The sequence below is a fragment of the Flavobacterium hungaricum genome, assembly GCF_015182285.1.
Taxonomy (GTDB): Bacteria; Bacteroidota; Bacteroidia; order Flavobacteriales; family Flavobacteriaceae; genus Flavobacterium; species Flavobacterium hungaricum.
In genome coordinates this window covers 72,292-88,937 of the sequence record NZ_PRDM01000001.1, presented here as the reverse complement: position 1 = coordinate 88,937, position 16,646 = coordinate 72,292, and the positions used below count along the sequence as shown (strand labels likewise).

General features: G+C 36.7%; 7 protein-coding genes. 5 read left to right on the top strand and 2 right to left on the bottom strand.

The window, feature by feature from the left end; genetic code table 11:
* Positions 1-9 precede the first annotated feature (9 nt).
* Positions 10-693, bottom strand: a complete 684-nt coding sequence (locus tag C4F50_RS00300; RefSeq protein ID WP_193844446.1) for a hypothetical protein — start codon at positions 691-693, stop codon at positions 10-12.
* Positions 694-1,105: 412 nt separating this feature from the next.
* Positions 1,106-2,173, bottom strand: a complete 1,068-nt coding sequence (locus C4F50_RS00295; protein ID WP_193844445.1) for a helix-turn-helix domain-containing protein — start codon at positions 2,171-2,173, stop codon at positions 1,106-1,108.
* A gap of 570 nt (positions 2,174-2,743) precedes the next feature.
* On the opposite strand from C4F50_RS00295, the gene C4F50_RS00290 reads away from it, so the two are divergent.
* The 5 genes from C4F50_RS00290 to C4F50_RS00270 all read left to right on the top strand — a co-directional run bounded on the left by C4F50_RS00290 (position 2,744) and on the right by C4F50_RS00270 (position 16,637).
* Positions 2,744-3,157 carry a hypothetical protein gene (locus C4F50_RS00290; RefSeq protein WP_193844444.1) on the top strand — a complete coding sequence of 138 codons (414 nt, stop codon included), beginning with the start codon at positions 2,744-2,746 and terminating at the stop codon, positions 3,155-3,157.
* 120 nt (positions 3,158-3,277) lie between these two features.
* Positions 3,278-3,979 carry an outer membrane beta-barrel protein gene (locus C4F50_RS00285; RefSeq protein WP_193844443.1) on the top strand — a complete coding sequence of 234 codons (702 nt, stop codon included), beginning with the start codon at positions 3,278-3,280 and terminating at the stop codon, positions 3,977-3,979.
* A gap of 14 nt (positions 3,980-3,993) precedes the next feature.
* On the top strand, positions 3,994-4,725 hold the full coding sequence (locus C4F50_RS00280) for an outer membrane beta-barrel protein (RefSeq protein WP_193844442.1): 732 nt from the start codon (positions 3,994-3,996) through the stop codon (positions 4,723-4,725).
* Positions 4,726-4,745: 20 nt separating this feature from the next.
* Entirely contained in the window at positions 4,746-6,710 is a 1,965-nt protein-coding gene (locus C4F50_RS00275; RefSeq protein ID WP_193844441.1) for a T9SS type A sorting domain-containing protein, read from the top strand.
* Positions 6,711-6,770: 60 nt separating this feature from the next.
* Complete coding sequence (locus C4F50_RS00270) at positions 6,771-16,637, top strand: SpvB/TcaC N-terminal domain-containing protein (protein ID WP_193844440.1); 9,867 nt, start codon at positions 6,771-6,773, stop codon at positions 16,635-16,637.
* The last annotated feature ends 9 nt before the right edge of the window (positions 16,638-16,646 follow it).

Below are 16,646 nucleotides of genomic sequence, written 5' to 3'. Positions count from 1 at the left end.
CTCATTGAATTATTTTATTACCTGATGAAGATTGTAGGTCTGAACCTGATTATTAAAATCATTAAAATCAAACATCAAATAAGTTTCTTGATTGACGATTCCTGATAGTTTATATTTTAATAATTGTGTTTTATTACCAATAACAATCTCTTTTTCTACTGGTTCAACAGTAAATGAAACCCCTAATCCCGCAACTGACATAGTTGGTGCAGGCAATTTTGTATTGGAATTATCTTTTGTAGTAATTTTTGCAGGAACAGTAATTATTAAATCGGAATAATTTCTTCCTCTTACAATTTGTTCTGAAAATGAGATTTTAGAAAAATCAAAAGTCAATCTCACAGCTTCTACTTTTACTTTGAATCTTTCTGCAAAAGCCGGATGATGGCATTCTTCGTCGTGTTTCTTGTTTTCGCGAAAATTAATTTCGTATTCGCCCGGTTCTTGGAATGAATAGTTGTTAATTTCATTACCGCGAATTGTAGCGTGAATATTCTTTGCAGAATTAGCAATGGTCCATGTTACAGATTCATCGATAGTTCCGAAATCAATTTTTTCGCCGAATGAAATTACTTTGTAAAACTGATTGGACTGAAAACCAGCTGCATCTTGGGCAGTAGATTTAGTTCCCATTAACAACAGCAATAAAAAACCAACCGAAAGTCCTTTCGTCATCCGTTTTTTGCTGTTCATTAAAATTTTCAAATAAGTAAAGTTCCCCATATATTAAAACAATTTAAAATTCAAAATAAGCATAACAAGTCCTGTACGCTCAGATCCTATTTTTGGATCTGGCATAAACATTTAAGTAAAAATTTATAGCAGCTGAAAAACCAGCAAGAGATTAAGAATTAACAAACAGAATTACTGATTCTGAAAATGTTAATGATTTCTTTTCGTCGCCAAATGTATAGTAAAAATACAGCTGTCAATAGTCAATTCGGACATATTTCGGAGGCTGCAGGATTGAAAGAAAAATTTTATACAAACTGATAATTAAGCATTTATAAAAAACTGTAAATAAAATAATTACCTGATATCAGGTATATAATTCTAAAAAATTAAAATAGTCGTAATTGTTTTATTTTATGCAAAAAAGTAATTTTTACACTTCAAAAAGACGCACTTCAGAGGGCAGCTTCCCAAATCTTTTTTTGAAACTTGAAGCAAATCTTCCTGCCGAATCGTGTCCGGTAATTACTGCAATTTCCTGAATGTGAAAATCTGATTTTAAGATGAGCTGCATGGCCAGAACCAAATTTTTCTCTTTATGATACTGCAGCATAGAAAAGCCAAAAACGGCTTTAAAATTGGACTTTAATTTTGTAGGAGACGTATTAACTTCTTTGGCTATATGCTCGATCCCAATAAACGGAAGATGCAAATGCTGCAAGATGATTTTTTCTGCTTTAGAAACATTCAGATAATCCAGATTGGTCAGCGAAATATTATCTGTAAAACGGCTGTCTACAAAGGCATTATCAAAAAACTCCGTAATAAGTTTCATTGACTTTTTCTGCAGTTTTAAATTATCGGCATCTGAATTGGTTTCGCTTTCTAAAATTCGAGAAATCTCTTCGCCAATTTCATGCGCTTTAGGCGAAATATCAAGCCAGGTATAAGAGCCGCGCTGGCCGTTAAGAAAATTCAGAATCGTTTTACGTTCTTTAAACTTTTTTGAAGAAAAATTATCTTTTGCCCACTTTTTTGTAATTGCTATGCTGAAAAATTTTCCATTTGCTTCTTTATAAAAATAACTCGAAATTTCAGTATTAGGCTTGCTTATAGTCCAGCAAGTGCTTAACAACGGCAGGGTATTGCCGTCTTTTAATGGAAATTGATATTCAAAAACCGAAAAAGTCAAAAGGTAATACTCACTGTATTTATTCTTATCGTAACCGGACAATGCCATTATATTTTCTTTCAGGTTCATGTAGAACGTAATGAGCCAGAACCCCTCTTCAAATTCTTTGTAATACATCTTGGCATCACATAAGGGAGTTGTAAAAGTAACAAGGCTTTTTGCAGGAAAATGTTTTGTAATAGGAAGTTTCAATAAACTTTCCAGCATTATTTTCGGGGAATTGAATAAATAAGGGAATTGAAAGAAACCGTCTTTTAGTAAAAAAAGATATTTCTGAATGTGTTTAGGCCAGTTATCTATGGTAATCAAATTCAAGCAGTTTTTGGAGGATAAAAATTAAATCAAGCTTTTGGGCTTATATACAGGCACAAAAATAAAAAGATACCACAAAAAAACAGCACGTAAATCTACGGATTTGTTCTTTTTAGCCTTTAATAACCTTTTTTTAATGATTTGTAGACTTCAAAAACATCTCATATCACATTCATTTTATAATTACTCCTTGCTGGAAAGATGATTTTTTCAATTTCAAAAAATCAAATCCTAAAATTCCTTTTTGATCTTCCCATTATAAAACCAAAAAACAACAACCAATACAATCCAAAAAAAAGTACTATTTGTATATTTTGTCTTTTCTATAAAATGGATCTTTCTCAATCATGGTACAATTCATTAAAATAAAATACTATAATCGTAAGTATCTATATTTCATAAAAATTCGACTAAATCACAGCCTGATTAAAATTGACTCTAAAGATGTTAAATGATTTTTAACGTAAGAATATTTTTCTATTTTTGAATTTTAAATAAAACTGATAGATCAAAACGTTTCAATTTTTCTATTGACTTTAAAATATATTCTTGGAATTAAATTTAATTATGAAATATACATTTTTTATATTTTCTCTTATCCTATTTACAATCAATTGTAAAGCCCAGCAAATGGTTCAGACTCCTGACGACGCAATGAAACTGAAAATAAACGAACAGCAGTTTCTCCATAAACCGATGGACAGTCTTCTTAAGCAAATAAAACCAGAGTTGAAATTTGTAATGGGGACACGCGATTATCCTTCCTACTTTTCTTTTCGATTTATAACTGTCGAAGAATTGAGACGCTCCGAAAAGGGAAGAAAAATAGTTTCTCTTTATGTATATGTAAAAGAGCTTATCGATTGGAATTTTGAAAAAAGACCCAAAAAACAAGAATATGTATGGACAAAAGAAGATGCCGCAAAATATGGAGGTCTCGATGTCATTAAAATAAAAGTCATTGAACATATTCAGGATTAAGAAATAGCTTATTTTTATTATACCTGAAATCAGGTAAATTACTTGTATTATCAAGGGTTTCAGCCCTTGCCCTCAGACTTAACCTGAAATTAATACATATATTCGCAGAAAATTTACTGCATGAAAATAACTTTACGTTTATTACTCTTTTTTTGTTTTTTTAATACCGTTTTACACGCTCAGTATGAATCCAATATAACCTACGGATTAAAATTCGGCGGTTTACATTCGACCATCAGTAATCTTCCTGAAAGCATCAAAGGAAGAGACAATACTTTTGACAATAGTGTCATGCAAAGTAAAGGTGCCTATGGATTAGAAGGCGGTTTTTTTCTTAATTTCAAACTTTACGATACCCGTGTTGCTATTCAGCCCGAACTTTTATTTAGACAGTCTGGCGAAAAAGTAACCTATAAAGATGCTTTGGGCAAAGAATTTGAATTGGGGCTCCACTACTCTTATCTGCAAATTGGAGCACTTTACAAAGTATATCCGTATCAAGGTCTTAATTTAGGTTTTGGCGCTTTTTATGGAATAAGCTTATCGCCTAACAATATTACTTATAAATCTAACGAAGCAAACGGAATGTATGATGTTGCTACGAGACAGTTCTACAAGGACGGTCTTGACGGCGCAGACGATTTCTCTTTATGTTTTGCTGTAGGTTACGAGTTACAGGAAAGCATTCATTTTGACCTTCGTTATTATTTAGGAGTCAAAGATGTTGTCAAAAGCAATGCTTCTTCTTTTCAGTTTATAGAAAATCAAAACAAAACCAGTGTGGTTAGTTTTTCTATAGGCTACAGTTTTCATCAATGGTAATTCTAATAAAAAATATGAAAAAAATTATTCTGCTTCTATTATTAGTAAGCACAAAATCTATTTTGGCACAAGGCGACAGAGAAATCACATACGGTCTTTTTGGGGGCGGTATTTATTCAAAAATGTCAAATATCCCAGACGCATTAATTGTAAAAGGTCTCTATGATAATTTTACTTTAAAAGAAGAAGGAAAATTTGGAGGTACAGGCGGTGTTTTTATCAACTGGAAATATCCGTACGCTAAAGTGGCCATACAAACTGAAATATCCTACTCTGGTCAAGGCACCGACGTGAATTATGAAGACGCAAAAGGATTGAAATACAAAATTACTTTTGGCTACAGCTATATTAATGTTGGCGCACAGTTTAAATATTATCCAGTCGAAGGATTATACGTAGGTTTTGGCCCGCATATCAGTTTTAATATCGCAGCCGATAATATCAAATATACTTCTAATGCTCAACAAATATTTGGAGATTCTGGTGTTTATTTTGAACCCGATGCGAATGTTCAGAAAGTATTGAAAGAATCTTTTACGGGTAAAAATTACTTCTCTGGAATTTTCTCGATTGGATACGAGTTTGAATCTAAATTAACCATTGGAGCCCGATATTCATTAGGATTAACAGACGCTTTAACTACAGAAGAAAACGGACATCGCTACAGCGAAAACAAAAACAAAATCAACAGCATTTCATTGATTATTGGATATTCTTTTGATTTTGACGATTTGGCTAATTTTTAGACAATTAAAAACATTCTATTATGTATAAAAAGGTTTTTTCTGCATCAATTTTTATATCGTTATTGACTTGTAATTTGATTTTTCCGCAGCAAAAAGCAGTGCCGGGCGCAGTCTCAGATCCGTATTTTTGGATTAAATCAAAAAATAACGGTGAAAGTTATTACTGGGAAAGCCTGACAGCGCAGCAAGGAAAAATCTCTGCCAAAAAACACAAAGGAGCAGCATTTAATTTTAATCCGAGTATTGTTTTTGATACCGCTCAGGATTCTTTGATTCTGCCTCTGGGAATAGACAGCAAAAGACGTCAGACTTTGTTTATGGTTTATAAAGTAAATGACAGTTTGAAAGAACAGTTTTTATGGACTATTAACGATCCTCAAAAAACACTTTCTGCTGCCACAAACAAACGTTTGGTTGATCTTAAAAGATACTCTTACCAATCGTATCAGGAAAAAATCAAACCGCACAAAGCAAATCTTCATTTTTTTCAGCAGAATATTACCGACAGCATTGCAAAAGCTTCTTCTTTAACGATTGGTCAAAAAACAAAATCCGAGAAATTACCACCGGTCGAATTTGGCGGCAGCATCAGCGAAATTTTGGTTTACAACAGGGTTTTATCGGGTTTAGAAACTCAGAAAGCAGCCAGTTATTTAGCCATTAAATACGGTATTTCACTTTCTCCGTTTGAGAATAAAAACTATGTAAACAGTAAAGGTGAAACTATTTGGGATGCAGAAAAGCATAAAGCCTTTACATCTTGTATTACAGCCGTAGGCCGTGATGACGCAAGCGGTTTGCTGCAACAAAAAAGCAGCAACATGATTGATTCTGGTTTACTGACTTTTGAACTTAAAAGCAAAACCAATACGATTCCTGACAATTATTTTGTTTTTTGGAGCGATAACGGAAAGAATCTTTTAATCAAAAAACAAGAACAAGGCGAACCTGTTGGTATTGACCGACAATGGCAGCTGGATTTTGCCAGTTCTAAAGATTTAAGCTTAGACTGGATCTTTGACCCTAAATTTATAAAAGGCACACTCCCGCCCGACAGTTATTACTGGCTGTTGATTGATTATTCTGGCAAAGGGACTTTTGACGAAACCAGCTCAGAATACATAAAATTAGCCAGTACTTCAAGCAAAGAAAAATTGGTTTTAAAAGATTTTAATTGGGATTCTCAAAAGCAGGGAACGGCAAAATTCACCATTAAAACGGCTCCTCAAATGTTCAGCCGTGTCTGGATTACGCAGGCGGATTGCAGCACTGGTGCATCTGGAGAATTAAATTATACGATTGAAGGCGGTGAAAGTCCTTTTACAGTAACAGTAAAAAAAGAGGGAACGGAAGCTGTTGTAAAGCAATGGAATCAATCGGCAAAGAGCAATTCGGGTTTAACACTTTCGTCTGGAAATTATGATTATATCGTAAGAGACAACAAGGGTAATCTATACTCTGAAACGGTTTTTGTTGCCGACAAACACGGTACTTTCCCCAATCTAAAACCAGAATACCAATTAACAAACGGAAATGCCTTAACTCTCGATGCCAGTAAAGATCTGCCAGCCGGACATTACGAATACCAATGGTATTACGAAGGAAATTTTATCGACAACAATCCTAAAATCCTGATCGATCAGTCTGGTACTTACGAACTGCGTCTGCTAAGTGAAGAAGGCTGTAAAACCTCCAGCAAAATTGCCGTTACCACAGACGGAAAAGAAAATCTGGATCCAAGTGTTTTGATTTTATATCCAAATCCAACTGTGGACGGTCATTATACCATTGCAATGCAGTTTGCAAAAAAAACAAATGCGACCGTAACAGTCTATTCTCCAAGCGGTGCCTTAGTCAAACAAAAAGAGCTGACGCAGATCGAAAACTATCTCTACGATGATGTTATAAAAGCTTCATCTGGAATGTATCTGGTTACAGTAAAGTCCGATTTCGGAACTAAAACTTTTAAAGTTATTGTGAAATAAAACATCACATTAATTAAAAATATTACGAACGATTTTCCCAAAATCGATTAACAGCATAGTATGAAAAATAAAATTATAATTCTTGTACTTTTAATAAGTTCATTTCTGTTTGCCATCAATTTTAAAAACCCTGATCTGGCGGCTAAACTTTCGAATGCTTTTTTAGAAGACCGCAAAGAAACTACAGTTTCTGAACCGGCTCAAACGGCTTCGAAAACCGTAAAAACAACCAAAGTTTTTACTGCCGATATCAAAGAAGGTTTTATCGGAATTAAGGACGAAAATGACACAGACGAAGCGTATGATAACGTTTTTCATCTGTCGGTAAACGAACTTCCATCAGCCTACGAGAATGCTTATCTGGAATACGAATTATATGGTTATGACCAAGCGGCTTCTATTTCGCGAAGTTTAAACAATCAGGCCAGTATCGGGGGACAGTTTTTATCTCCTAATAAAAATTGGACTTCACAGTCAGAACTTCTTTCTGAGCAGTCTTTAAGACAAGGCGATAACGTATTGTTGTTTACAGCGCCAGAAGGAGTTTCTAATGCTTATAAGATTAAAAATGTACAAATTGTATACAAACCAGCGGCGCTTTTACGCAGCTATACATTGCTGCAGTCGGATCATAAATTTTATATAAAAGGAACCAATTTTTCTTCACAGCTTAAATCACTTACTGTTAACGGAATTTCTGTTAATGTGAACCAGCCCGAATTTGAACTCGTTTTCGATCAAAAAGAGCTGTCTGGTAATCAATCGATTACTATCTATAAAGAAAGTGCTGCCGGAATTGTTACACAGGAAATCATCAAAAGCACTGCTTTTTTAAAAGTGGATAGTTTTAGACCGATTGAAAATGCGAGGGAAAAATTTTCTAAAACAATTCATTTTCAAACTTCTAATACACTTACCTATAAAGATTTTAATGCCGTTTTTCCGGCAGGAGCGCTTCAATCGGATGTGAATGTTTCGGTAAGCGGACTTCGAAAAATTGATATTGCGCCTTTGAATGCAGCAATGGTCAATGTAACGGCTCTTAATGCGGGTTTCAGATTACTGCCGCACGGAACTATTTTTGAAAAAGCGGTGACTTTATCGCTTCCTTTTGATAAAAAAGCCATTCCAGAAGGTTATACCGAAAAAGATATTAATGTATTTTATTTTGACGAAAATAAACGTCTTTGGCAGGAAGTAACCAAAGATTCTATAGACCTGAAAGCGGGAATCATTCAAGCCAAAACCACTCACTTTACCGACTTTATTGCGGGAATTATCAAAATGCCGGAATCTCCAGAAACTTCTGGTTATACCCCTACGAGCATTAAAGATTTAAAAGCGGCAAGTCCATTAGTTGGGATTCAATCTATTGCGCCGCCATCTGCAAACGGAAGAGGAACGATGAGTACAGGATTTTCGATCGTGATTCCGAACGGACGCGGCGGCATGCAGCCTTCTCTAAATTTACAATACGACTCAGACGGAGTTCACAGCTGGGCAGGAACGGGCTGGGATATTTCGGCACCATCTGTTAATATCGAAACCCGCTGGGGTGCACCAAGATATGATGCGACAAATGAAACCGAAAGTTACGCAATTGCCGGCGAAGCTTTAATCCCGAATTCACATAGAGCAGAATGGATTGGCAGAACAAAAGACAAGCAGTTTTATCCAAGACGCGAAGGCGCTTTTCAGCAGATTATCCGTAAAGGAGATTCTCCAAAAAATTATTATTGGGTAGTAAAAGACAAAAGCGGTGTAGCCAGTTATTATGGTGGAAATGAATCTGGTTTGAACACCAATACTGTTTTACAAGATGCATCGGGAAATATTGGGCATTGGGTGTTATGCCTGCAAAAAGATTTAAAAGGAAATACAGTAAGTTACGAATACGATAAAAAAGACGGCGAGCTGTATCTTAAAAAGGTTTATTATACCGGATTTGGTTCACAGAAAGGAAATTACAACGTAACTTTTGTTAAAAACGCTGATTTAGGAGAAGCAAATCGTCCAGATGTACAAGTTTCTGCTCGTTTAGGTTTTAAACAAATAAATAATCAATTACTGCGAAAAATCGAGGTTCGTTATAAAGACGAAATGATCCGCAGTTATGAACTGCAGTACAAAGAAGGGGCATTTAAGAAAACACTTTTAAAATCGATTTCAGAATACGATTCAGAATCTAAATTATTCTATACCAATACGCTGGATTATTTTGATGATGTTCGTGATTCGTCTGGGAAATACAATCCGTTTGGACCGGAACAAGCTTGGGATGTACCAAATGACAATCTTAAGAACAGCTCTATTCCTTCTTTCAGCGATGTACTATTTTCAGGAAAACACTCTTTGGTAAGCAGTACCGAAGGAACTACAGAAGGTATTAGTTACAGACTTGGAATCGGTTTGGCTACCAATGCAGGAAGTCTTAAAGGCTTTACGGTTGGAGGTCACGGAGGAAATAGCTGGGGAAAATCTGATACTGCTGCCATGCTCGAAGATTTAGATGGTGACGGACTGCCTGATAAAGTATTTAAAAATAAAAATGGGGTTTACTACCGAAAAAATTTAGCCGGTTCTGGGCAGTTAGGCTTTGGAGAATTACAGGAAATTAATATTAGCGATGTTGGTTTTTCTAAGTCAACTTCTTTTAACTGGGGTGTCGATCTAAACTTAAAATACGGTAACATTGGTTACGACCAGCAGCGTTCTACCAATAAAACCAAGGCTTACTTTATGGATTTTAACGGCGATGGATTAATTGATTTTGTTCGAAACGGGCAGGTCTATTACAATCGTTTAGAAAACGGAGTTCCAACTTTCAAAAGCAGCAGTACGGGAACCCCTTCTCCTGTTTTTGGAGGAGGAGATATTAATATTCCTGGATATACAACTATTTCTCAAGAAGAGATTGAAAAACAAAATCCGCTGCACGATGTGGTGCGTATGTGGGAAGCGCCAGTAAAAGGAATTGTTTCAATTTCGCATCAATATCAGCTTGTCGAAGAATCGACACCAGAAGGTATTAAAGCGCGTGCAGAATATGTAAACAATGCAGGAATAGATAAAGCAGACGGAGTTCACTTGTATTTTCAAAAAGGAACTCAATTAATCTGGAACGAGGTAATTGGCGCTTCAGATTACGCAATAAAAACCAAACAAAACAATGCTGTTTCTGTAGAAAAAGGCGAAAGATTGTATTTTAGAGTTAGTGCTGTAAAAGACGGAAATTTTGATACCGTCAACTGGGATCCTATTATTACCTATTCTCAGGTAAAGCAGTTTGACAGAGATCTTAACGGAAATATTGTACAAAGTGATTTTACAATTCCAGCTGCTCTTAAAGATGCCAATTTATATTCTTTAGCTTCTTATCAAGCCAGCAGTGATTTTTTCAGCAGTTCTCTAGCCGCTAAAACGATTCCAGCCAGCGGAAATGTTGTTTTAAAAGGAATTTTAAACAAACCGGTAACGTCAGATCATATTAGACTGGTTATTACCAAAAGTTATCTGGACCAAACCAGTCCTTCGGTAATTGTTTACGAAAAAACATTTTTAGCAAACGACGTTGCTGCTTTCGATTTGGCATCAGTTACACTGCCGGTATTCGAAGCAGAAACACAAATCAGCCTTGCTTTAGAAACAGCAACCAATATCAATTGGCAGTCTATTTCTTTTGCCCCTAAAGTAACGGTTCCAGCTTATCCGGGTGGTGAGGCAGAAGAAGCAGCTATGGAAGTTTCGCATTTATTATACAATAAGCGAGAAGGAAATTATAATATCCCAGGTGTAAGTGCTACAGTAAGCGGTAAAGTAAAACTAAACATTCTGCCGGCAGATTTAATATTAGCGACTCCTTTTCAATATCCAGGAAATATCAATAATTATAACGGAGATGTCATTATCTCTGCCAAACAAAATAATGTTTTATTAGCCCGTAACCGCTATCAAATCACCGCAGGTACATTAGTGTTGGTTAACAATGCATTTGATAATGCAGTTGTCTATCCAGATGCCGTTTTAGGAGCACCTATTCAGTTAGAAATGACGGTTTCTAATGCCCAGTCTATTACAATAATCAAAAATTATCCAAAAGCAAATGCTTTAAATATTCAGGTTCAGGTAACCGATTTAAAAGACTTGACAGACCTTACCGATGATGTGATCTATACCAAGGCTGCAGATGATTTTGCGATTTACAGTCTTCTAAATTCAGACGAGCGAACATTAGGATTGTACCACCGTCAATGGGGAGGATTTGTTATCAATGGAACACTGGCTTCAAACACCATAGATCAGACTAAGTTAAAGCAGTCGGACGCGTATAATAACGAACCTGATTTGAACAATACCGATCCTGAAAATTATGATGGAAAAGGGTACGAAATGGCCGATAATTATTTTGTGTCTTTAAATCCATCTTACACTAAATACAAATGGGAAGGTCTGGAAGAAGGAATTTATATTAAAGGCCAGACTATTGGAACATCGAGACTAGGAGAAGATGATATTGCCGATTACACGGATTTTTCACTTCCAAATTTACAAGGCGGCAGTACATCAGCATTGGACATGATCAGCGAAAGCAAAAGTAAAAGTATCTCTGCCGGCGCTTCTACAGGTTTTGCCAATATGGGTTACAGCAAGTCTATAGACGGAGATTCGTATGTAACACAGACGATGAGTGACTTTAATGGGGACCGTTTTCCAGATTATATTCGCGGCGGCAATGTACAGCTGACAGCCCCTGTTGGAAAAGTTTCGGATCAAATTGTAAATATAGGAGACAATTTCAGTCATGCGACCACTACTTCCGAAGGTCCTAATTTTGGCGGGAGCTACAGCCACGGAACTGCAAAAAGCGGTTTGGGAATGACTGTTGGAAAAGTAGCGGCACAACGAGAAGCTTCAAGATCTTGTGCCGATGAAGAAGCTGAAAAAGCAAAAGACCAAATTTCGGTAAGTGCATCGCAAGGAAAAGGAACCGACCGTTCTAGATTGATTCACAGCGATATAAACGGTGATGGACTTCCGGATAAAGTAACTGACAATGGAGACGTAATGCTGAACACAGGTTACGGCTTTGTATCGGGAGGAAATTGGAATCTGGGAAGTTTAAACAAAGGTTTCTCTACTGATTGGAGTGCTGGATTAGGTTTCAGTATTAAACAAGGGTCTATTTCGGGCGGTGCCAATTATGCAAGATCAGAATCTGATGTTGACGAATCTTTTATGGATATCAACGGTGATGGTCTGGCAGATAAAATAAGCTATCAGGGCAATACCATGAAAGTGGCTTTTAACTTAGGAGATTCATTTGATACACCAATTGTATATCCAAAATTCTCAGAAATGAATCTGAATAAAGGAGTAAGCTACGGTATGAATGCCAATTTCTCTTTTGATATCACGGTTTGGCTGCTTCGTATTACACCAACTGTTGGAGGAAGTAAAGGATGGAGCACCAGCCGTTCTGAAGGAACATATATGGATATTGACGGTGATGGAAACCTGGATTATATCGTTTCTACAGATGATAACCATTTAACAGCACAGCTTTCCAACATCAAAAGAACCAACAAACTAAAAAGCGTTACCAACGGCGCTGGAAACAGCTATGTGGTAGATTACGAACTCACAAAACCAAGTTATGAGAATCCGTCGGCTAAATGGGTTTTGCAGTCTGTAGATGTTTTTGACGGACATAAAGGTGATGGAATCGATCATTCGATTGCTAAATTCCGTTATGAAGACGGTTTTCACGATCGTCGTGAAAGAGAGTTTTACGGATTCGGAAAAGTAATTCAGGAACAGATTGATGCGGCAGATAATTCTGTTTTTACAACGACTGTTCAGGAGTTTTACAATCAGGATTATTTCCGTAAAAATCTGTTGAAACATAGTTATACATTAGATAAAAATGGAAAAATGCGTCAGGAAACTGAAAACGAATACAGTTTTGTGGATGTAAAAACACAGGCAAGTGTTCCGGTTTCTGATTTAAATTTACCTTCCTGCGATGACAAACGCATTTTTGTGGGATTAATTCATGCGAACCAAAAAGTATACGAAGGCGGCAGCGAATATCTTGAAACCAATACTTTTAATACCTATGACGCTAACGGAAATATCACGCAATACGAAGATTTAGGAAACGGAACGGCAGATGATAAAGTAACCGCAAAAATCACTTATCACGAAAGCACTACGCCTTATTATGGAGGTATCCCGAAACAGTTAGAAGTGTATACAACTGACGGATTACGCCGTAAAAGAGCTACAACCATCAACACAACAACAGCCGAAGTAACGCAGATTAAAAATTACGCTGCTGCGGATAAAATTGCCATTACCGATATTGCTTATGATACGTACGGAAACCTGGAGAAAATAACCGGGCCAACCAATCATAAAGCACAGCGAATGACTTTGGAATATACTTTTGATACAGAAAACCATCAGTATATGACCGAAATCAAAGATGCATTTGGGTATCAAAACAAAATGGAATACGATTACCGTTATGGTGTACCATTAAAAACGACTGATCGTAACGATCAAAGTATGATTTATACACTGGATGCTAAAGGTCGTCCGGCTACTATAAAAGCACCTTACGAGATTGCTTCGGGTAAAGCCTATACTATTGCTTACGAATATTTCCCAGAGGCAAAAGTACCTTATGCGAAAACCAAAAATTATGATCCAGAATTAGACAAAGATATCGAAACGTTTACCTATACGGACGGATTAGGAAGGGCTTTGCAGGTAAAGAAAACAGCCAGTTTGTTTACACAATCAGGAAGTGCTGATCAGGAAGCGCATATCATTTCGGGAAAAATAATTTATGACGGATTAGGGCGTCAAATAACCAGCTACTACCCTACCACCTCTACGACTCTCGATAATAACTTCAGTACGGCAGTATCTACTGTTACACCAACTAAAACAGAATATGATGAAGTGGGTCGTGCAGTTAAAGTAACATTGCCGGACGGCAGCACCAACACAACTGTTTTTGCAATAGAAGATTATGAAGGAATTTCAGTTTTAAGAACGACCCAAACAGATGCTTTAAACAAAACAAGTGAAACTTTTACAGATGCAACTGGACAGAATTTGGCCAGCATGCAGAACGATTTGACGACCAAGTTTGAAACAAATGCTTTGGGAGAAATGATCAAAGTAACCGATGCTATGGATCATATTACCAAAAGCAGTTACGACTGGCTGGGAAGACGTGTGGAGTTTACGCATCCAGATGCAGGAACAACTACCATGCAATATGATTTGGCAGGTAACTTGACAACACGCGTCACACAAGATATAAAAAACACAGTACCCAACGGCGGTGCAATCGAATACGTATACAATTACAACCGTTTAGAAAGTATAAAATACCCTAAAAACCCGCAGAATAATGTGCAGTACAATTACGGTAAAGCCGATGGAACTGCAGCGCGCCGAGGCAGATTGTGGTTTGTACAAGATGCCAGCGGCGGGCAGGAGTTTTTCTACGGAAAACTGGGAGAAGTCGAAAAAGAAATCCGCACGCTGCGCATCACTCCTACCGATGTACAGACCTACATTTCGCAATACGAATACGATACTTGGAACCGTATCCAGAAAATGACGTATCCTGATGGCGAAGTGGTTGAATATACCTATAACCGCGCAGGAAATCTTCAGAGCATGCAGGGCAAAAAAGAAAGTCATACTTACGATTACATAAAACAATTGAGTTATGACGAATTTGAACAGCGTAAATATTTAAAATATGGAAACGATACCGAAACCAATTATACTTACGACCCTGTAATGCGAAGATTACAGCAGCTGCAGGTAAAAAGCGGTGCGAGACAAGTAATGAATAATTCGTATGGTTATGATTTAGTTGGGAATGTATTGAATATAAAAAACACCGCTCCAATTGTAAACAATACTTTAGGCGGGACCTCATCTCATGAATACCAATACGACGATTTTTATAGATTAAAATCGGCAAAGGCAAGCTATCAGGGTGAGTTTACTAAAGCTAGTTATGAGCTGAATATGAGCTACAATAAAATGCACAACATTACCAAAAAAGATTTGGTGCATACGGTAAACAACGAACAAAAAGGTTATGTTTTAGAGTACAATTACGATAACGAACTGCATCCTAACGCACCCAATAAAATTGCTGAGGCAGGAAAGACGCAACCGAGAGAATATGTTTACGACGGAAATGGAAACCCAACAAGTTATACCGAAGACAAAAACTTCAGAAAAATGACTTGGGACGAAGAAAACCGTTTAATGGGAATAAACGATAACGGAAGAATCCATCAATATACGTATGATGCAGGAGGAGAAAGAGTAATAAAAAGCTCTGGAGATTCTCAAAATGTGGCGATCAACGGAGAAACTGCGGCTACTATTGTACATACCGATGATTATACTGGTTATGTTTCGCCATATTTTGTGATCAGCAAAGGAAAATTTACCAAACATTATTTTGAAGGTGCAGGACGTATTGTAAGCAAACTAGGAAACGGAGCTTTTGCACAACCGCTAAAAATTACTGCTGGCGGTGTTAATTATACCAAATTGACAGCCGAACAACAAAAAGCAATGGATGCCTATGTAAAAAGTTTAGGTTTGCCTCCCGGCCCGCCAACGCAGCAGGGGATTTACGCAACTCCTGAATTTACGGGAGATCCGTACCCGAGTGAAGTCATTAAACCTGTAGAAGAAAACCAAGAACCGCCAGAAGGATGGCCTAGAAATCCTATTTTCAACGCACCAGGAGATGTTCCTGGACCGCCAGTACAATTTGGACCGCCAGTAGAACCCACAACCGTTAAAGGAGGCGAAGGTTTTACCGGAACAGGAATGCCAGAGAATGATATTTTTTATTTTCATCCGGATCATTTGGGAAGTACTTCCTATATTACCAACAAAAATGGCTCTATTTCACAGCATGTGGAGTATATTGCTTTTGGGGAAGTTTTATTTGAGGAGCATTCCAGCTCGTTTTCTTCGCCATATCTTTTTAACGGCAAAGAACTTGACAGGGAAACGAATTTGAGCTATTATGGGGCAAGGTATTTAGACATGAAGACTTCTTTGTGGTTGAGTGTTGACCCTTTAGCAGAAGAATTTTTACATCATTCTCCCTATAATTATTGCTTTAATAATCCACTCAATTTAATAGATCCTTCAGGAATGGGACCAGAGGATCCTAAAAATGACCCTCCAACAAAAGGAAAATTAACAGGTAGTCCAAATCTTTTAATATTTACAATGGATGCTCAGGGTATTAATGAACAGAAAATGAATGAGACTAGTGGAAAATATGACTGGATAGCAGTAAGTAGTCCTGAAGAAGCAGAGAGAGCATTAAAAAAAGCTTATGGTGATAAAACCTCTTTTATTACTAATTTAGCTTGGAGATCTCATGGTAGTACCGCTGGTGCAGAATTATCGTCAAATGGTGCGGGACCAATTGGTGATCCAGCGAAAAACTCATCACTAAAGTATATAAAAAGTTTATTGACGGATAATGCAAATGTCATGTTTACAGCTTGTTCGTTGGTTGCGGGATCACTGCAACCTAAAGATAGAAATTACCCTTCAGGTAAAGCATATGGAGAAAATTTTTCCTCTTTTTTTGTAGGTAATTCAAATAGGAAGTTATTTTTAAACTATACCAATTCAAGTGCGACAAGTAATCATTACTATAATGATTTTAGATTTGATTTGAAACTTAATGAACAAAAAAGAACTGGTTTTTTATGTTTTACAAAAAATGGTACATTACCTGCTTTCTATAATTTAAAAGTCAATAGTGCTGGAGGAATGAGTATTAAATATTCAAGACCTAACAACAGATTTGGAGATGTGCCAGAAACTAAAAAGATTTTTCGTCCATTAAAAAATTAGTAATTTAAA